The organism is Pseudomonas sp. PGPPP1, from assembly GCF_002255865.1.
Taxonomy (GTDB): Bacteria; Pseudomonadota; Gammaproteobacteria; order Pseudomonadales; family Pseudomonadaceae; genus Aquipseudomonas; species Aquipseudomonas cremoris.
This window is the reverse complement of the sequence record NZ_NKIG01000009.1, coordinates 174770-192413: the sequence shown is the minus strand read 5'-3', so window position 1 is coordinate 192413 and position 17644 is coordinate 174770. Positions and strand designations below refer to the sequence as shown.

Genomic DNA, 17644 nt, shown 5'->3' with positions numbered 1-17644 from the left:
AGGCTGTCCCAGTCGAGATGACCTTGTGCATCCATGGGTGTGACCAGTGCCACCATACTGCCCGCAATCATGCAACCGCTCCTGCCGGAAAAAGAGAGCCGTAATGGTACTGGCGCCAAGATGCTTGCACAAGCGAAGTACCGCGTGAGGACGCGTTCTGGCGCAACTAAACGACGGGCAATGCCATCATTGGGCCAAAGCCGGGGTTTTAGCACGACCCAATCAAGCCGATCACGCAATGAAAACGCCACCTCCTATCCCTTGGCGGCGCTTTTCGCTACCCTTCATGCTTTGATCGATACAGCCCTCAACGTATCGACCGCTCATCGCTTTAGGAAGGCTGCATGTCCACCCCCACAGTTCGCGAACAATTCCTTGTTATCAGTGCCCTCGGCGCCAACCCCATGGAGCTGACCAACGTCCTGTGCCGCGCCAGCCATGAAAACCGCTGCGCCGTCGTGACCTCCCGCCTGACCCGCCACGGCGAGTGCAGTGCGCTGGTGCTGCAAATCTCCGGCACCTGGGACGCCCTGGCGCGCCTGGAAACCGGCCTGCCGGGCCTGGCCAAGAAGCATGACTTCACCGTCAACGTGGTACGCAGCGCCGCCTTGGAAAATCGTCCGCAGGCACTGCCCTATGTAGCTTATGTCAGCTCGGCTTACCGTTCGGACATCGTCAACGAGTTGTGCCAGTTCTTCATCGACCATAACGTCGAACTGGAGAACCTGACCTGCGACACCTACCAGGCCCCGCAGACTGGCGGCACCATGCTCAATGCCACGTTCACCGTGACCTTGCCGGCCGGCGTGCAGATCAGTTGGCTGCGTGACCAGTTCCTGGACTTTGCCGATGCCTTGAACCTCGACGCCCTGATCGAGCCTTGGCGCCCACAGAACCCGATGTAAGGAAGACCCCATGGCAGTTGTCATCGACAAACCCGTAGCCGATTTCGAAGCCCAGGCCACCAGCGGCCAGACCTTCAGCCTCGCCGCCCTCAAGGGCAAGCAAGTGGTGATCTACTTCTATCCGAAGGACAGCACGCCGGGCTGCACCACCGAAGGCCAGGGCTTTCGTGATCAGTACGCAGCGTTCAAGGCCGCCAACACCGAGGTGTTTGGCGTGTCGCGCGACAGCGTGAAGTCTCATGAGAACTTCAAGGGCAAGCAGGAATTCCCTTTCGAACTGATCAGCGACAAGGATGAGGCGGTCTGCCAGCTGTTTGACGTGATCAAGCTGAAGAAGCTGTACGGCAAGGAATACCTGGGCGTGGATCGCAGCACGTTCCTGATCGACAAGGACGGCGTACTGCGTCAGGAATGGCGTGGTGTGAAAGTGCCAGGCCACGTGGATGCCGTTCTGGCGGCAGCGCAGGCATTGAACAAAGCCTGACACGCGGTCATGTAGTGAGCGGGCTTGCCCCGCGCTGGGTGGCGAAGCCGCCCCAATAAGAGCGCCCCGGTGTATCAGAAGGACCGAGGCGCCTGGATTTAGGGCGGCTTCGCCACCCCCAGCGCGGGGCAAGCCCGCTCACTACAACAATGGCGCGACCACCGGTTCCTGCCGCGGCCACGCATCCAGCACGGCCTTGAACAGCGTCGCCAGGGGGATCGCAAAGAACACTCCCCAGAATCCCCACAGCCCGCCGAACAACAACACTGCACAGATGATCGCCACTGGGTGCAGGTTAACCGCCTCCGAGAACAGCAGCGGTACCAGTACGTTGCCATCCAGGGTCTGGATGATGCCGTACACCGCCATCAGGTAGATGAACTGGTCGCTCCAGCCCCATTGGAACAGCGCGATCAACATCACCGGCACCGTCACCACCACTGCACCTACGTACGGCACCACTACCGACAGGCCCACCAACAAGGCGAGCAGGGCCGCATAGTTCAGGTCCAGGGCAACAAAGGCAATGTAGGTAACGCCGCCGCAGATGATGATCTCGATGACCTTGCCACGGATGTAGTTCGCGATCTGCCGGTTCATCTCCTCAGCCACCCGAGTAATCAACGCCCGTTCACGCGGCAGGTACCCACGTACCCAGCGGCCAATCATGGCGCGGTCCTTGAGGAAGAAGAACACCAGAATTGGTACTAGCACCAGGTAGATCATGATGTTGACCAACAGCGGAAGGCTGGACAGGGAAAAGGTCAGCGCCCATTGCCCGAACTTTCCTATCTCACCGCGCGCCACTTCAATGGCTTGCAACACTTGCTCATCCGACACCAGGTGGGGGTAACGCTCCGGTAACAACAGCAACAACGACTGCCACTTGGCGAGCATGCCGGGCAACTCGTTGAACAGCGTGATCAGTTGGTGCCACAACAACGGCAACACCACCACGATGAACAGCACCAGCAACCCCATGAACAAGGCGAACACCAACCCCACCGCCGCCCCACCCGGCAGACGCAAACGCTCAAGGGTCGTGACCAGCCCTTGCATCAGGTAAGCCAGCACCATCCCCGCCAGCACCGGCGCCAGCATGCCACCCAAGGTAAGAACGGCCGTGAAGGCCAGAAACAGCAGGACCGCCAGCACCACAGCTTCTTCGTCGGAGAAGTAGCGCTGGATCCAGTCTCGTAACACTTTGAACATCAATCAACCTCGGGTGGTGGGGGCAAACGGTTCAGGCCTTGCGCAACCAGTAACGGTACACACCGGCGGCGTCTTCTTCGTGCAACAGAGTATGCCCGGCCAACTTGGCAAAGGTTCGGAAATCCCGCTGGGAACCTGCATCCGTGGCGATGACCTTGAGCACTGCGCCACTGGCCAGACGATTGAGCTCCAGCTTGGCCTTGAGCAACGGCAACGGGCAATTGAGGCCGCTGGCGTCAAGTTCGGCATCGAAGGCTACAGCGTCGGTCATGGTTTTACTCCGGGCAAGCGTTTGGGCTGCTTAGAATATCTGGTCCGAAGCTCAGTGTCCGGCTACAGTAAGCTCTTTGTCGAAAGGCTCTGTGCATGACTTTTTTGCGCCCTACCCTGCTGACGCTGGCTTGCCTGCTGGCCTCCCCAGGCTTCGCTGACGACCTGCCGTCACTTGGCGACGCCAGTTCTGCCATTGTCTCGCCACAACAGGAATACCAACTGGGCCGCGCATGGCTGGCCTACTTGCGGGGCCAGGTCTCGCAGCTCAACGACCCGCAGCTCAAGGATTACGTTGAAACCAGCGTGTACAAGCTGGTGGAGACCAGCCAGGTCAATGACCGGCGCCTGGAGTTCATCCTGATCAACAGCCCGCAACTGAACGCCTTTGCTGCGCCTGGCGGGATTGTCGGGGTCAACGGCGGACTGTTCCTCAACGCGCAGACAGAAGGCGAGTACGCATCGGTACTGGCCCACGAATTGGCGCACTTGTCTCAACGCCACTTCGCCCGTGGTGTGGAAGCGCAACAGCGCATGCAGATCCCGATGATGGCAGCCCTACTCGGCGGCATCATTGCTGCAGCGGCAGGTGCAGGTGATGCCGGTATTGCCGCGATTGCCGGCACCCAGGCGGCGGCGATCCAGGAACAGCGCCGTTTCTCTCGCCAGAACGAACAGGAAGCTGACCGTATCGGCATCCTTAATCTGGAAAAAGCCGGCTACGACCCGCGTTCAATGCCGACCATGTTTGAACGCCTGATGCGTCAATACCGCTTTGACGCCAAGCCACCGGAATTCCTGCTGACGCACCCGGTCACCGAATCACGGATCGCCGACACTCGTAACCGCGCCGAACAAGCCAAGCCAGGCGGCAAGGAAGACAGCTTGCGCTATCAACTGATTCGCGCGCGGGTGCAGTTGCAATACGAAGACACCCCTGGCCTCGCCGCCAAGCGCTTCCAGGCGCAACTGGACGAAAACCCAAAAAACGACGTGGCGCGCTATGGGCTGGCAATCGCCCAGATCAAAGGCTCCCAATTCAAGGAGGCACGTGAAAACCTCGCGCCTCTCCTGGCCAAGGCGCCCACGGACATCACCTATAACCTCGCGCAGATCCAACTGGACATCGATAACAACCGCTTGCCCGACGCCCAGCAGCGCACCGACAAGATGCTCACCCAGTACCCCGGCAACTATCCGCTGAACCAGGTGCGTGTAGACCTGCTGCTCAAGCAGAACCGCACTGCCGATGCAGAAAAGGCTTTGGACGCGCTGCTCAAATCTCGCCCGGATGATCCTGACGTGTGGTACCAGGTCGCCGAGACGCGCGGTTTGTCCGGCAACATCATCGGCCTGCATCAAGCCCGTGCCGAATATTTCGCCTTGGTGGGCGACTTCCAGCAGGCCATCCAACAGCTGGACTTTGCCAAGCGCCGAGCTGGCAGCAACTTCCCACTGTCGTCGCGTATTGACGCTCGGCAGCGTGAACTGATCGAACAGGAACGCCTGGTGAAAGGGATGATGAGCTAAAGCCATCACCCACAAAAAAGCCCCACCTTCGTTTAACGAAGGCGGGGCTTTTTCTATTGGGCTAGCGGATTACTCGGCCAGCTTAAAGGTGATGAAGCTGGCACGACCTTGACGCAACACGCGCATCGACACCGAGCGATTCTTCGGCAACGCTTTGGCGATGTCGGTGAATTCCTTGGTGGAGTTGATCGCCTGGTTGTTCAGGTGGGTGATCACGTCGCCTGGCTGCAAGCCGATCAGGGCCGCAGGACCGTCTTGCACTTCCTTGATCACCACGCCGCTCTTGAGGTCGAAGCTCTTCTTCTGCTCATCGGTCAGCTCAACCACGGCAATGCCCAGGCGGTTGCTGCTGCGCTCGGCACCTGGCTTGGCGTTACCCAAGGCATCCAGCGTCGCGCCCTCTTCAGGGATCGCGCCAACGGTCAGCTCAACAGTCTGACGCTTGCCTTCACGGATCACTTCCAGCTTGGCCTTGCTGCCAGCCTTGAGTGCGCCGACCAGGTGCGGCAGGTCCGCCGACATGACGATTGGCTGGCCATTCATACTCAGGATCACGTCGCCGACTTGCAGGCCACCTTTGGCAGCCGGACCATCGTCCTGAATTTGCGCGACCAGGGCTCCGGCCGGCTTGTCGAGACCGAAGGACTCAGCCAGGTCTTTGTTTACTTCCTGAATGACAACGCCCAACCAGCCGCGACTAACCTTGCCACCACTTTTCAGCTGGTTGGAAACGTCCATGGCCACGTCGATCGGGATCGCGAACGACACGCCCATGAAACCACCGGAGCGCGTATAGATCTGCGAGTTGATCCCCACAACTTCGCCCGCCAGGTTGAACAGCGGACCGCCGGAGTTGCCCGGGTTGATCGGCACGTCGGTCTGGATGAACGGCACGTAGTTTTCGTTCGGCAGACTGCGGCCGATCGCGCTGACGATACCTTGGGTGACGGTGTGGTCAAAGCCAAACGGCGAACCAATGGCGACAACCCACTGGCCGGCTTTCAGGTCCTGGGATTTGCCCAGTTTCAGCACTGGCAGGTCTTTACCATCGATTTTCAACAACGCCACGTCGGAACGTGGGTCAGTGCCGACCAGCTTGGCTTTCAGCTCACTGCGATCAGCCAGGCGTACGAGAATCTCGTCGGCATCGGCAATCACATGGTTGTTGGTGAGGATGTAGCCATCCGGCGAAATGATGAAGCCCGAACCCAGGGACTGAGCCTCACGCTGGCCACCACCGCCACGCGGGGAGCGCTGCTGCGGCATGCCGCGCTCGAAGAACTCGCGCAGCATCGGTGGCAGGCCTTCGAGGTCGGGCATCTGTTGGTTGGAAACCTTGCGGTCCGGCAGTTTCTGCGTGGTACTGATGTTCACCACGGCCGGCGAGGCCTGCTCGACCAGTTGGGTAAAGTCAGGTAGCTCGGCCGCTTGCGCAGACAAGGACTGGCCCAGCACCAATACCGTGGCGACTATGGATAGGTAAGACTTCAAACGTGGTATCGACATACAGCTCCCGTTACGACGAGCAGGGTTGAGCGACAGGGTTCAAGAAACGCCGAAAACTGCGACCGACATCTTTGTTCCGCGAACAAAACAAGGCCAGAGCCGACAAGCCCTGACCTATAAAAAACATGGGGGATTTTTGCAAGTGAAAATGCTGATCCGGACATTTCATGCTCTCGGCAGCCAACCTGGCGTGAACGTACAGTGAAAGGTCAGGATGAACATAGGATTAACGGCTCAAGGTTTGGCGGCTGGCTTTTTTTCACCGCGCACCGAGAGCGCGATGCGCTCTGCGGTACCGATAGGGATTTCACCGACGACCGTGACCATCATTTCGCCGTCCACCGTATTCAGGCGGCGGGACACGGCAACCGTGGGGCCCAATTGGGTACGGGTTTCCGTAACGCTCGCATCGCTGATCGGCTCAAGGAATACCGAGAAACGCGCCAGCCCGTCTTCATACATCAGGCTGTCGACCGTAGCTTTCGTCTGGGTATCCTGACGAGCGCTGGTATTGGTCAGTTGAAAACCGGGCGGCAGCCACTCCAGATGCCAAGTCTCGGTAGACGCCACTTCCAGCGCGCCGCTCTTGACGGCAGCAATAGGCGTGCATTCGCTGCTGGGCTGCAAGTCACGGTCATCCGGCGCGGCTGAAGTATTCAAACGCGTGAACTGGAAACGCTCCAGCAGTTGCCCTTGATCATTAAGCAACAGTGATTTGAGTGGCAAAGCAGTTTCGCGATCCAGATGCAATTCAAAACCATAGCGGTATTGATCACGCGGGGTGATCGACACGATCACCGCATTACGACCGGCCACGCGGGATTTGCCGATGACGGCCAGTTCATAGAATTCATTGAGTTTTTGCGGGTCCAGCGCACGTGACGGTGCATCACGGGAATTGCCAAGGCCGGCGACGAGGGTGCCGCTGACGCATTGAGTATGACCATCTACCCGCACGACTTCCTGGGCCGAACCGTCGAGCTGCAAAAGCCGCTCGCGAACCTGGCCATCCTGGACGCGATGCCAGATGTCATGGGTAGAAAAACTGCCGTTACGTTCGTAGACGAACGTACCTTGAAAGCTTTGCTGTTGCTTTGCACGCCCAAGTCGAGTCAGCCAGTCTTGGGCTTCATCGGCGTGGGCGGGTAGTGCAAACCAACCACTGAGCAAAAGCGTAAGGAGCGGTATGGCGCGCATAGAGCTCCTTACGTATCAGCGGTTTTCCAGGCTTGCGGCACGAGCATAAGGCAGAGCACTTTCAGTACCTTTCAGAGCTGATTCCTGTGCGTGCTGGCGCAGGTAGCCTGGAAGACGCTGGTCCTGCCAACCGGATTGCCCTTGCAGTACACCATTGGCCATCGGGCCGGTGCTGTCAGAACTTTCCTTGTAGCCGGCCAATACCGCTGGGCCTTTGACCTGAGGTCCAGCCATCACCGGCTGTTGGGTCTGTTGGGCCAGTTCGGCACCAGCGATTTCATCCTGGTTGTACAGGCGAACACCGGCCAACACTGCAACAGTCACCGAGGCAGCAACTGCCAAGCGACCCAGGCTACGCCATGGACCACGTGCAGCTTTTGCCGGAACGGCTTCATCAGCCAGCGCAGCAGAAACGGCCGCAGCAATATCCAGACGAGGGATTAGAAGATCCTTGTGCATCACCGCCCGAGCGACTTGGTAACGAGACCAGGTATCACGGGTTTCGGCATCATCAAATGCATTGAGCACTCGACGAAGTTCCAGTTCATCCGCTTCGTTATCCATCACTGCGGACAGCGATTCCTGCAGGGCATCACGACTCATGGCGGTTCCTCTCTTGGCTGTCGCCGCTGTCTTTAGTTTTCCTGCAACAACGGTTGCAAGGCTTTATCGATGGCTTCCCGGGCCCGGAAAATCCGTGACCTTACAGTCCCCACCGGACACTGCATGACGCTCGCAATGTCTTCGTAACTCAGACCATCGAATTCACGTAAAGTTAACGCCGTACGTAAATCTTCTGGCAGTTGCTGAATTGTGCGATGAACGGTTCCTTCGATCTCGTCGCGCAGCAATGCACGCTCCGGCGACTCGAGATCTTTGAGGCCGTGATCACCATCGTAAAATTCTGCATCTTCTGAACTTACATCGCTATCTGGCGGGCGGCGTCCGCGAGACACCAGATAGTTCTTCGCCGTGTTAATGGCGATGCGATATAGCCACGTGTAAAACGCACTATCACCGCGAAAGTTGCCTAGTGCACGGTAGGCCTTGATAAAGGCTTCCTGTGCAACGTCCTGCGCTTCATGGGTGTCGTGCACAAAACGCACGATCAACCCGAGAATTTTGTGCTGGTATTTCAGCACTAGCAGATCAAAAGCTCGCTTGTCGCCGCGTTGAACGCGCTCGACCAGCTGCTGATCCTCTTCCTGGGTTAGCATGAACACTCCTCGTTGTACTTGAAGGAGGCTTGCATAACTAAACGATCAGGCTTGCAAACATAGACTCGGTCTTTTCGCAAAAGTTCTCCCCCTTCAAGCAAGTTTCCGGCACGCACTGATTTGGCACACACGAAAAACGCAGCGCGGGCAACGCCGGCTGCGCGAATAATCTTGTCGCCGGTTTTCTGACGCGTCCAATGCTCCCGACGGGCCAATAAACTCAACGTTTTCCCAGCTTTCGGGCAACCTGCTATTGAGTCGGGGCCTATGCAAAAAGTTCCCGCCTCAACAACCGGCCGATTTTACCCCAGCCGTGCACCGTAATCTCACATTGCCACGAATGCCCGGCTATTGTGCCGCTCCCCCCCTCTATATACTAGTAGCCCGTGTGACCCTTTGATTCGCCGATCCAGGCGTCCTGTTTGCGCCACCTCTTCGGATCGCTTTTTGCGGAATCCCTCAAATGAGCCAACAGTTTCAACACGATGTCTTGGTGATTGGTAGCGGCGCGGCGGGCTTGAGCCTTGCACTGACCCTCCCTAGCCACCTGCGAATTGCAGTATTGAGCAAAGGCGACCTCGCCAACGGCTCGACATTCTGGGCCCAAGGCGGCGTCGCTGCCGTGCTGGACGACACCGATACGGTGCAGTCTCACGTCGAAGACACCCTCAATGCCGGCGGCGGCCTGTGCAACGAAGACGCGGTGCGCTTCACCGTCGAGCACAGCCGCGAGGCAATTCAATGGCTGATTGACCAGGGCGTCCCCTTCACCCGAGATGAACACGCGGGCAACGACGACGGCGGCTTCGAATTCCATTTGACCCGCGAAGGCGGCCACAGCCACCGCCGCATCATCCACGCCGCCGACGCCACTGGCGCCGCAATCTTCAAGACCCTGCTCGACCAAGCCCGCCAACGCCCCAACATCGAATTGCTGGAGCAACGCGTTGCCGTCGACCTGATCACCGAAAAACGCCTGGGCCTTGAGGGCGAGCGTTGCCTCGGCGCCTACGTGCTCAACCGCGCGAGCGGCGAAGTGGACACCTACGGCGCACGCTTCACTATCCTGGCGTCGGGCGGCGCGGCCAAGGTCTACCTTTATACCAGCAACCCCGACGGAGCCTGCGGCGACGGCATCGCCATGGCTTGGCGCTCGGGCTGCCGGGTGGCCAACCTGGAATTCAACCAGTTCCATCCCACCTGCCTGTATCACCCGCAGGCCAAGAGCTTCCTGATTACCGAAGCGCTACGCGGCGAAGGCGCACACCTGAAGCTGCCCAATGGCGAACGCTTCATGCAGCGCTTCGACCCGCGCGCCGAACTGGCCCCGCGTGACATCGTCGCCCGCGCCATCGACCATGAAATGAAGCGCCTGGGCATCGACTGCGTCTACCTGGACATCAGCCACAAGCCCGAAGCCTTCATCAAGACGCACTTCCCGACCGTCTACGAGCGCTGCCTGGCGTTCAACATCGACATCACCAAGGGCCCTATCCCGGTGGTACCGGCCGCCCACTACACCTGCGGCGGCGTGATGGTCGACCGACACGGCCGCACAGACGTGCCCGGCCTGTATGCAATTGGCGAAACCAGCTTCACCGGCCTGCATGGTGCCAACCGCATGGCCAGCAACTCGCTGCTCGAATGTTTCGTTTATGCGCGCTCGGCGGCCGAGGACATTCTTGGCCAACTGCCGCACATTCCCGTACCCGCCGCCCTGCCCCGCTGGGATGCCAGCCAGGTGACCGATTCGGACGAAGACGTGATCATCGCCCACAACTGGGATGAGCTGCGGCGCTTCATGTGGGACTACGTGGGGATCGTGCGTACTACCAAGCGCCTGCAACGGGCTCAGCACCGTGTGCGCATGCTGCTGGATGAGATCGATGAGTTCTACAGCAACTACAAAGTCAGCCGCGATTTGATCGAGTTGCGCAACCTGGCCCAAGTGGCCGAGCTGATGATTCGCTCAGCCATGGAGCGCAAGGAAAGCCGAGGCCTGCATTACACCCTCGACTACCCCGAGATGCTGCCAGATGCCCGCGACACTATTCTGGTGCCAACCACCTACGGCGGCTGAACTTCAAGCGTACCCGCAGGCGTCGATGCACATCGGCGACCTGCGAGTCCTTCGGCACACACACCGAACGCACCCGCCATTCACCCGGCAACCGATAGCGCAAGACCACAATAAGTGGCAATGCCAGGCTATCGGGACGCAACTGCACGGCGTGCCAGCCCCGCTCGTCACTGAACAATTGCCAGCCATCTTCATCGCGACGCAAGCCACGAATCGACGAACGGTGAGTCAGTAACAGATGACGCGGCAAGACCCAGGCAGCGTGCGCCAGGCACACCAGCATTCCGAGGCTTGAATAAGGCAGGTCAAGCGACAACAGCGCACCCAACGCCAACAGTTGGGCAAGGAGATACGCCGCCAGCAACAACCGTGAGGCCTGCCAGCGGCATTCGAACGAATTACTTGGGCTGGACACGATCCAGGATCATCCGAACCATGCGCTGCAGCTCAGGGTCTTCAGATTCGGCGCGCTCCATGAACCAGCCGAACATGTCCTGGTCTTCGCAAGTCAGCAGCCTGACGTAGAGGTCGCGATCTACCTGGTTGAGGGTCGCGTACACCTCTTTGGTGAAAGGCACCAGCAACACGTCCAGCTCAAGCATGCCGCGGCGGCTGTGCCAGTAGAGACGATTGATTTCTACATCTTCGACCATGGAGCGCTCCTCAAATAGGCGGCAAGTATACAGGCCCGACGGCACCCGAACACTCGGCTTTGGTCGCCCCATACGGAAACTATCCATTTGCCGGGCGCCCCTCTATGATGCACCCATGACTTTTTGACCTGCGATGACCCATGGCTGACTCTGCTTTCTTCTGCCCCCTGTCCCACGAAGGCGTTCTCGCCGTCCGCGGCGCCGACGCTGCCAAGTTCCTGCAAGGGCAACTGACCTGCAACCTTAACTACCTGAGCGAGACGCAGGCCAGCCTCGGCGCGCGCTGTACACAAAAAGGCCGCATGCAGTCGAGCTTTCGTATCTTGCTGCAAGGTGACGGCGTGTTGCTGGCCATGGCCAGCGAGCTGCTGGAACCGCAGTTGGCAGACTTGAAAAAATACGCAGTGTTTTCCAAATCCAAGCTCACCGACGAAAGCGCCGGTTGGGCGCGTTTCGGCCTGGTGAACGCAGATCAGGCCTTGGCCAGCCTAGGCCTTGAGCTGCCGCCCGAAACCGACAGCGTCGTACGTACCGACACATCCATTGCCATCCGCGTATCTCCTGGCCGCGCCGAACTTTGGGTGCCCGCAGAACACGCCCAAACCGTACGCAGCCAATTGACGGCGGCATTGAAAGAAGGCGATCTGAATGAATGGTTGCTCGGCCAGGTCCGCGCCGGCATCGGCCAGGTCATGCCGCAAACCCGCGAATTGTTCATCCCGCAAATGCTCAACCTGCAAGCCATCGGCGGCGTGAGCTTCAAGAAAGGCTGCTACACCGGCCAGGAAATCGTCGCGCGCATGCAGTACCTGGGCAAACTCAAGCGTCGCCTTTATCGCTTGAGCCTTGATGCGGCTGAAACGCCCGAGCCAGGCACTCCGCTGTTTTCACCCAGCCACAACAGTTCGATCGGCGAAGTGGTGCTAGCGGCAAAAGCCGACCAGTCCATTGAACTTCTGGCGGTGTTGCAAGCCGAAGCAGCCGACAGTGGCGATGTGCACTTAGGCACACTGGAAGGCCCCGCCTTGCACCTGCTTGACCTGCCTTACACACTCGACCGTGATCGAGAGATCCAGCGTTAATCGCCGTACTTTTTTGCAACACCCTAGAGATCATGAATGAACAAGCTGGCGGAAAAAGTCCAACAGGCTTTGGTTACGGCCATCGGCAACGATGACCTGGTTCTGCCGACTTTACCGGAAGTGGCCCTGAAAATTCGTCAGGCCGCCGAAGACCCGGAGATCAGCATCAGCCATTTGAGCAAGGTGATCGGTCGCGATACCGCGCTGTCGGCGCGCCTGATCAAAGTGGTCAACAGCCCTTTGCTACGCGCGACCCAGGAAGTCACCGACCTGCACACCGCCATCACCCGGCTGGGCACCAACTACAGCAGCAACCTGGCCATCGGCCTGGTGATGGAGCAAATCTTCCACGCCCGCTCCGAAGCGGTCGAACTGAAAATGCGCGAAGTGTGGCGTCGAAGCCTGGAAGTAGCGGGCGTGAGCTACGCCTTGTGCCGTAGCCACAGCCAGCTCAAGCCAGACCAGGCGGCGCTGGGCGGCCTGGTGCACCAGATCGGCGTGTTGCCGATCCTCACCTATGCCGAAGACCACTACGAGTTGCTCTCGGACCCGGTCAGCCTCAACCACGTGATCGACAGTATCCACCCGTTGCTGGGGGATAAATTGCTGCATGGCTGGGACTTCCCCGAAATGCTCGCCAAGCTGCCGGGTCAATACCTGAACCTGGAACGGGACTCAGCCAGCCTCGACTACATCGACCTGGTGCAGATCGCCGTGCTGTATTGCCATCGCGGCACCGATCACCCGCTGGCACATGTATCGGTCTCCAGCCTGCCGGCGATCAAGAAGCTGCGAGTCGACCCTTACAGCGACGCCCTGCGTGCCGAGCTGGATGAAGCCCGCTCGATGTTCTACTGATCAACCGGCGATAAAACTCACCCGCACTTTCAGCCCCGCCTGCTCGCCATCGTGCAGGCTGATCTGCGCCAGATGGGCCCGGCAAATCTCGCCGACAATCGCCAGCCCCAGGCCCGACCCCATACCCTGCTGGCTGCGGCGATAGAAGCGTTCGAACACGCGGTCACGCTCCTCCTGCGGAATCCCAGGGCCGTCATCTTCAACTTCCAGCACCGCCGGCGCGGTCACCCGCAGGATCACGTTGCCGCCCGGCGGCGTGTGCGCCAGGGCGTTGTCCACCAGGTTGCTCAGCAACTCATTCAACAATGTCGGTTCGCCCCGCAGCCATACCGGCTCGTCGGCTTCAAGCGCCAACGCCACACCGCGCGCGTGCGCCAGCGGTGCCATGGCCATGCCCAGTTCACGGGCCAATTGGCTGAGGTCCAACAACTGCGCGCCGCCCTCGGCAATTGCCCGGGCGCCGTTTTCGATGCGTGCCAGCGACAGCAACTGGTTGGCCAAGTGGGTCAAGCGGTCGGTGCCCTGGGCGGCGGTTTCCAGGGTACTGCGCCAGGTGTCTGGCGCATCGCTGCGCAGGCCCAGTTCCAGACGCGCCTTGAGTGCGGCGAGCGGCGTGCGCAGTTCATGGGCCGCGTCGGCAATAAACTGCGCCTGGCGCTCGAACTGGCCACGCAGGCGTTCAGTGAAGTGATTGAGGGAGCGCACCAGCGGGCCAAACTCATGCTGCACTTCCACCAACGGCAGCGGACGCAGGTCGTCGGGCTGACGCTCTTCTACTGCCGTGCGTAAACGCTCCAACGGGCGCAGCGCGGCGCTGACCGCAAACCACACCAGCAACAACGCGCCCACCGCCAGCATGCCCAAGCGCAACAACGTATCGGCCATCAAGCTGCGGGCCATGGCGACCCGCGCTTCATCGGTTTCGGCCACGCGGATTTCCGCCATGCCGTTCATGTTCGGTTCGGAGACCGCCTTGAGCAGGCTGACCACACGCACGGGTTGCCCCTGGTACACGGCATCGTAGAAGCGCGCCAACGCAGGATAATCGTCGGTTCGCGGCGTGCCGGGCGGTGGACCAGGCAGGTGTTCGTAGCCCGAGATCAGCTTCTGATCAATATCGTTGACCTGGTAATAAATGCGTCCGGCACTGTCGTAGGCAAACGTATCCAAGGCCACATACGGCACATTGGCGCTGAGGGTGCCGTCGACTTGGGTCAAACCGGCGGCAATGGTCCGCGCCGAGGCCAGCAAGGTGCGGTCGTAGGCGGTGTCGGCGGCCTCGCGACCGTTCCAATAGGCACTCATGCCGCTGGCCAGCATCAACAGCACCAACAACAGCGCCAGGTTCCACAGCAGCCGCCAGCGCAGGCTGCTGGGCTTATGCATCGCGAGCTTCCAGCAAGTAGCCCAGGCCGCGGAACGTCACGATGGCGATGGGTTGGCCGTCGAGTTTCTTGCGCAGCCGGTGTACGTAGATTTCGATGGCATCGGGGCTGGCCTCTTCATCAAGCCCGAACACCTGCGAGGCGAGTTGTTCTTTGCTCATTACACGGCCCGGGCGCGCAATCAGCGCTTCAAGCACCGCCTGCTCACGGGACGTCAAGGTCATCAGTTCACCGCCAACCGTGAAGCGGCGTGTGTCGAGGTCATACACCAGCACGCCACAGGCCTGTTGGCGCTCTCCGCCCAACACGCTACGGCGCAACAGCGCCTTGACCCGTGCTTCCAGCTCGGTCAGTTCAAAGGGTTTGGCCAGGTAGTCGTCCGCGCCGAGATTGAGCCCGTGTACACGGTCCTTCACATCACTGCGCGCCGTCAGCATCAGCACTGGCAGGTTTTTTCCACGGGCGCGTAAACGGGCGAGTACCTCGAAACCGTCCATGCGCGGCAGGCCCACATCCAGGATTGCCGCTGCGTATTCCTCGCTGCTCAGAGCCAGGTCCGCAGCCACGCCGTCGTGCAGCACATCCACGGTCAAACCCGTGCTCTTGAGCGCCTGGGCGACACTTTCGGCGAGCTGCAAATGGTCTTCAACCAAAAGGACACGCATGGATTTCCACCTCATTCGGGCATGGTCGACGCCACGCTTTGCCGGGCAGTTTACAGGCGCCGCCTGCCCTGTGAAGCCCGAAAACATTGAAAGGCAACTGAAAGGTTAGTGAAAGCTTCGCCCTTTAGCATCCAGCTACGGTGGGTCATGCCTGCCGAGCTACCTGATCCGTAGCGCCCGAAAAACGCCTCGAAGCGTTTTCGCCAAAATAAGAACAATAACGGAGTACACAACGATGCTGTCGACACAGCCCCAGGCGTTCTCGCCTGTGCGTTCCTCTCGCCTTACCCAGACCGCCCTTGCCAGTGCCGCAGCCCTTGCCGGCTTTTCGCCGCTTGGCCAGGCCGCCTTCTTTGAAGACAGCAGCGGGACCCTGGAAACCCGCAACATGTACTTCAACCGCGACTTTCGCGACGGCACCAGCGCGCAGCAATCCAAGCGCGACGAGTGGGCCCAAGGTTTCATGCTCAACCTGCAATCGGGCTACACCGACGGTACCGTCGGCTTTGGCGTGGATGCGCTGGGCATGCTTGGGGTCAAGCTCGACTCCAGCCCCGACCGCACCGGCACCGGCCTGTTGCCTACCCACGACGATGGCCGCGCCGCCAACGAATACTCCAAGCTGGGCCTGACCGGCAAAGTGAAAATCTCGGCCACCGAGTTGAAGATCGGCTCGCTGATCCCCGAACTGCCGATCCTCAAGCCCAACGACGGCCGCATCCTGCCGCAGACCTTCAATGGCGGCCTGATCACCTCCAAGGAATTCAAGAACCTGGTGTTCACCGGCGGCCGCCTGGACAAAGCCAAGGACCGCGACGTCACCCACTATGAGGACATCGCGCTCAACAACAAGAACAGCCGCTTCGTCAGTGGCGCCACCGGCAAGCACTTCAACTTCGGTGGTGCAGACTACAAGTTCGCCGACAAGATCACCGGCAGCTACCACTTCGCCCAGCTCGACGACGTGTACCGCCAGCACTTCCTCGGCCTGGTGGCCGCGCGCCCAATGGGCCCCGGCACCTTCGCCGCCGACTTGCGCCTGGCTATCAGTGATGACGCAGGCGCCGCCCGTGGCGGCAAAATCGACAACAAATCCCTCAATGGCCTGTTCAGCTATGCCCTCAATGGCCATAAGCTCAGCGCCGGTTACCAGCACATGTCCGGCGACAGCGCGTTCCCGTATGTGGATGGCAGCGACCCGTACCTGGTCAACTTCGTGCAGATCAACGACTTTGCCGGCGCCGAAGAACGCTCCTGGCAGGCGCGTTACGACTACGACTTCGCCAAGCTGGGCATTCCCGGCCTGAGCTTCATGAGCCGTTACCTGTCGGGTGACAACATCAAGCTCAAGAACGGCGACACCGGCAAGGAATGGGAACGCAACAGCGAGATCAAGTACGTGGTGCAAAGCGGCACGTTCAAGGATGTGGCCGTGCGCCTGCGCAACGCCACGTACCGTTCCAACTACTCGGCCCGTGATGCGGATGAAATGCGCGTGCTGGTCAGTTACAGCGTCGCACTGTGGTAGTCGCTACTCATAACAACAAAGACGGAGATAAAACATGAGCTTTTCACTGCGTAAATTGGCCCTCGCCGCCGGCTGCATGGTGTTCGCTTGCCAACTGCTGGCCGCCGATGAACCCAAGCGCCCGGAATGCATCGCCCCAGCCTCCCCCGGCGGCGGTTTTGACCTGACCTGCAAACTGGCGCAAAGCGCGCTGGTCAACGAGAAGTTGCTGAGCAAGCCCATGCGCGTGACCTACATGCCTGGCGGCGTCGGCGCGGTGGCCTACAACGCCGTGGTCGCCCAGCGCCCTGCGGATGCGGGCACCTTGGTGGCCTGGTCCAGCGGTTCGCTGTTGAACCTGGCCCAAGGCAAGTTCGGTCGTTTCGATGAAAGCGCCGTACGTTGGTTGGCAGCGGTCGGCACCAGCTACGGTGCCATCGCCGTGAAAGCGGATTCGCCCTACAAGACCCTCGACGATCTCGTCAAAGCCCTGAAGAAAGATCCAGGCAGCGTGGTAATCGGTTCCGGCGGCACCGTCGGCAGCCAGGACTGGATGCAAACCGCCCTGATCGCCAAGGCTGCCGGGATCAACCCGCGCGAACTGCGTTATGTGGCGCTGGAAGGCGGCGGCGAAATCGCCACGGCCCTGCTCGGCGGCCACATCCAAGTGGGCAGTACCGACATCTCCGACTCCATGCCGCACATCTTGAGCGGTGATATGCGCCTGCTGGCGGTGTTCTCCGAGGAGCGCCTGGACGAGCCGGAAATGAAGAATATTCCGACCGCCAAAGAGCAAGGCTACGACATCGTCTGGCCAGTGGTGCGTGGCTTCTACCTCGGGCCAAAGGTCAGCGATGCGGACTACGCCTGGTGGAAAGACGCGTTCGACAAACTGCTGGCTTCCGAAGAGTTCGCCAAGCTGCGTGACCAGCGCGAGCTGTTCCCGTTCGCCATGACCGGCCCGGAGCTGGACACCTACGTGAAGAAACAAGTGGCTGACTACAAAGTGCTGGCCAAAGAGTTTGGCCTGATCCAGTAATCGCCCCTCTGTCTCAAGGCCATGCCCGTTGCCATAACGGGTGTGGCCGAGGAG

19 protein-coding genes are annotated in these 17644 nt (G+C 60.1%); 8 read left to right on the top strand and 11 right to left on the bottom strand.

The window, feature by feature from the left end; translation table 11 throughout:
- Positions 1-71: hypothetical protein (locus tag CFE47_RS13255; protein ID WP_286818977.1), on the bottom strand; the 71-nt coding region annotated here is incomplete at its 3' end.
- Positions 72-344: 273 nt separating this feature from the next.
- Here CFE47_RS13255 and CFE47_RS13250 point away from each other — a divergent pair.
- Complete coding sequence (locus tag CFE47_RS13250; protein WP_003172487.1) at positions 345-905, top strand: glycine cleavage system transcriptional repressor; 561 nt, start codon at positions 345-347, stop codon at positions 903-905.
- Positions 906-915: 10 nt separating this feature from the next.
- Positions 916-1389, top strand: a complete 474-nt coding sequence (locus tag CFE47_RS13245) for a peroxiredoxin (protein WP_065928211.1) — start codon at positions 916-918, stop codon at positions 1387-1389.
- 141 nt (positions 1390-1530) lie between these two features.
- Here CFE47_RS13245 and CFE47_RS13240 read toward each other — a convergent pair whose 3' ends face one another.
- Positions 1531-2601, bottom strand: coding sequence for an AI-2E family transporter (locus tag CFE47_RS13240; RefSeq protein ID WP_185709447.1), 1071 nt, complete (start codon positions 2599-2601; stop codon positions 1531-1533).
- 31 nt (positions 2602-2632) lie between these two features.
- The gene (locus CFE47_RS13235) at positions 2633-2872 is read right to left on the bottom strand and encodes a sulfurtransferase TusA family protein (protein WP_010212198.1); all 240 of its coding nucleotides are present in this window, start codon (positions 2870-2872) and stop codon (positions 2633-2635) included.
- Between the two features lie 95 nt (positions 2873-2967).
- Between CFE47_RS13235 and CFE47_RS13230 the strand changes: the two genes are divergently transcribed.
- Positions 2968-4401, top strand: coding sequence for a M48 family metalloprotease (locus CFE47_RS13230; protein WP_185709448.1), 1434 nt, complete (start codon positions 2968-2970; stop codon positions 4399-4401).
- 69 nt (positions 4402-4470) lie between these two features.
- Here CFE47_RS13230 and CFE47_RS13225 read toward each other — a convergent pair whose 3' ends face one another.
- From CFE47_RS13225 to rpoE, 4 genes are all read right to left on the bottom strand, one after another.
- Entirely contained in the window at positions 4471-5907 is a 1437-nt protein-coding gene (locus CFE47_RS13225; protein WP_286837619.1) for a DegQ family serine endoprotease, read from the bottom strand.
- Between the two features lie 234 nt (positions 5908-6141).
- On the bottom strand, positions 6142-7104 hold the full coding sequence (locus tag CFE47_RS13220) for a MucB/RseB C-terminal domain-containing protein (protein WP_286837618.1): 963 nt from the start codon (positions 7102-7104) through the stop codon (positions 6142-6144).
- A 15-nt stretch (positions 7105-7119) separates the two neighbouring features.
- Positions 7120-7707, bottom strand: a complete 588-nt coding sequence (locus CFE47_RS13215) for a sigma-E factor negative regulatory protein (RefSeq protein ID WP_065882095.1) — start codon at positions 7705-7707, stop codon at positions 7120-7122.
- 32 nt (positions 7708-7739) lie between these two features.
- Positions 7740-8321, bottom strand: a complete 582-nt coding sequence (gene rpoE, locus CFE47_RS13210) for an RNA polymerase sigma factor RpoE/AlgU (RefSeq protein WP_003172477.1) — start codon at positions 8319-8321, stop codon at positions 7740-7742.
- A 463-nt stretch (positions 8322-8784) separates the two neighbouring features.
- Between rpoE and nadB the strand changes: the two genes are divergently transcribed.
- Positions 8785-10401 carry an L-aspartate oxidase gene (gene nadB, locus CFE47_RS13205; RefSeq protein WP_286837616.1) on the top strand — a complete coding sequence of 539 codons (1617 nt, stop codon included), beginning with the start codon at positions 8785-8787 and terminating at the stop codon, positions 10399-10401.
- On the opposite strand, the gene CFE47_RS13200 is transcribed toward nadB, so the two are convergent.
- Positions 10370-10816 carry a protein YgfX gene (locus CFE47_RS13200; protein WP_286837614.1) on the bottom strand — a complete coding sequence of 149 codons (447 nt, stop codon included), beginning with the start codon at positions 10814-10816 and terminating at the stop codon, positions 10370-10372. The genes nadB and CFE47_RS13200 overlap by 32 nt on opposite strands.
- Positions 10800-11054 carry an FAD assembly factor SdhE gene (locus CFE47_RS13195; protein ID WP_014717362.1) on the bottom strand — a complete coding sequence of 85 codons (255 nt, stop codon included), beginning with the start codon at positions 11052-11054 and terminating at the stop codon, positions 10800-10802. Before CFE47_RS13195 ends, CFE47_RS13200 begins: the two co-directional genes overlap by 17 nt.
- Positions 11055-11194: 140 nt before the next feature.
- Here CFE47_RS13195 and ygfZ point away from each other — a divergent pair, with 140 nt between their 5' ends.
- Complete coding sequence (gene ygfZ, locus CFE47_RS13190) at positions 11195-12136, top strand: CAF17-like 4Fe-4S cluster assembly/insertion protein YgfZ (protein ID WP_286837611.1); 942 nt, start codon at positions 11195-11197, stop codon at positions 12134-12136.
- A gap of 36 nt (positions 12137-12172) precedes the next feature.
- A complete protein-coding gene (locus tag CFE47_RS13185) occupies positions 12173-12994 on the top strand; it encodes an HDOD domain-containing protein (RefSeq protein WP_286837608.1) in 822 nt (273 codons plus the stop codon).
- Here CFE47_RS13185 and tctE read toward each other — a convergent pair whose 3' ends face one another.
- Positions 12995-14380: a two-component system sensor histidine kinase TctE gene (gene tctE, locus CFE47_RS13180; RefSeq protein WP_185709455.1), complete on the bottom strand. Its 1386-nt coding sequence runs from the start codon at positions 14378-14380 to the stop codon at positions 12995-12997.
- Positions 14373-15044: a two-component system response regulator TctD gene (tctD, locus tag CFE47_RS13175; protein WP_010212220.1), complete on the bottom strand. Its 672-nt coding sequence runs from the start codon at positions 15042-15044 to the stop codon at positions 14373-14375. Before tctD ends, tctE begins: the two co-directional genes overlap by 8 nt.
- 235 nt (positions 15045-15279) lie before the next feature.
- On the opposite strand from tctD, the gene CFE47_RS13170 reads away from it, so the two are divergent.
- Positions 15280-16572: an OprD family porin gene (locus CFE47_RS13170; protein WP_286837605.1), complete on the top strand. Its 1293-nt coding sequence runs from the start codon at positions 15280-15282 to the stop codon at positions 16570-16572.
- Between the two features lie 34 nt (positions 16573-16606).
- Positions 16607-17590 (top strand): Bug family tripartite tricarboxylate transporter substrate binding protein, encoded by a 984-nt coding sequence (locus CFE47_RS13165; RefSeq protein WP_286837603.1) that lies wholly within the window; start codon positions 16607-16609, stop codon positions 17588-17590.
- The last annotated feature ends 54 nt before the right edge of the window (positions 17591-17644 follow it).

Excerpts from the sequence above, each read along its gene's own strand:
- CFE47_RS13250 (WP_003172487.1), top strand. The coding sequence starts at position 345 with ATGTCCACCCCCACAGTTCGCGAACAATTCCTTGTTATCAGTGCCCTC.
- CFE47_RS13245 (WP_065928211.1), top strand. The coding sequence starts at position 916 with ATGGCAGTTGTCATCGACAAACCCGTAGCCGATTTCGAAGCCCAGGCC.
- CFE47_RS13240 (WP_185709447.1), bottom strand. The coding sequence starts at position 2,601 with ATGTTCAAAGTGTTACGAGACTGGATCCAGCGCTACTTCTCCGACGAA.
- CFE47_RS13235 (WP_010212198.1), bottom strand. The coding sequence starts at position 2,872 with ATGACCGACGCTGTAGCCTTCGATGCCGAACTTGACGCCAGCGGCCTC.
- CFE47_RS13230 (WP_185709448.1), top strand. The coding sequence starts at position 2,968 with ATGACTTTTTTGCGCCCTACCCTGCTGACGCTGGCTTGCCTGCTGGCC.
- CFE47_RS13225 (WP_286837619.1), bottom strand. The coding sequence starts at position 5,907 with ATGTCGATACCACGTTTGAAGTCTTACCTATCCATAGTCGCCACGGTA.
- CFE47_RS13220 (WP_286837618.1), bottom strand. The coding sequence starts at position 7,104 with ATGCGCGCCATACCGCTCCTTACGCTTTTGCTCAGTGGTTGGTTTGCA.
- CFE47_RS13215 (WP_065882095.1), bottom strand. The coding sequence starts at position 7,707 with ATGAGTCGTGATGCCCTGCAGGAATCGCTGTCCGCAGTGATGGATAAC.
- rpoE (WP_003172477.1), bottom strand. The coding sequence starts at position 8,321 with ATGCTAACCCAGGAAGAGGATCAGCAGCTGGTCGAGCGCGTTCAACGC.
- nadB (WP_286837616.1), top strand. The coding sequence starts at position 8,785 with ATGAGCCAACAGTTTCAACACGATGTCTTGGTGATTGGTAGCGGCGCG.
- CFE47_RS13195 (WP_014717362.1), bottom strand. The coding sequence starts at position 11,054 with ATGGTCGAAGATGTAGAAATCAATCGTCTCTACTGGCACAGCCGCCGC.
- ygfZ (WP_286837611.1), top strand. The coding sequence starts at position 11,195 with ATGGCTGACTCTGCTTTCTTCTGCCCCCTGTCCCACGAAGGCGTTCTC.
- CFE47_RS13185 (WP_286837608.1), top strand. The coding sequence starts at position 12,173 with ATGAACAAGCTGGCGGAAAAAGTCCAACAGGCTTTGGTTACGGCCATC.
- tctE (WP_185709455.1), bottom strand. The coding sequence starts at position 14,380 with ATGCATAAGCCCAGCAGCCTGCGCTGGCGGCTGCTGTGGAACCTGGCG.
- tctD (WP_010212220.1), bottom strand. The coding sequence starts at position 15,044 with ATGCGTGTCCTTTTGGTTGAAGACCATTTGCAGCTCGCCGAAAGTGTC.
- CFE47_RS13170 (WP_286837605.1), top strand. The coding sequence starts at position 15,280 with ATGCTGTCGACACAGCCCCAGGCGTTCTCGCCTGTGCGTTCCTCTCGC.
- CFE47_RS13165 (WP_286837603.1), top strand. The coding sequence starts at position 16,607 with ATGAGCTTTTCACTGCGTAAATTGGCCCTCGCCGCCGGCTGCATGGTG.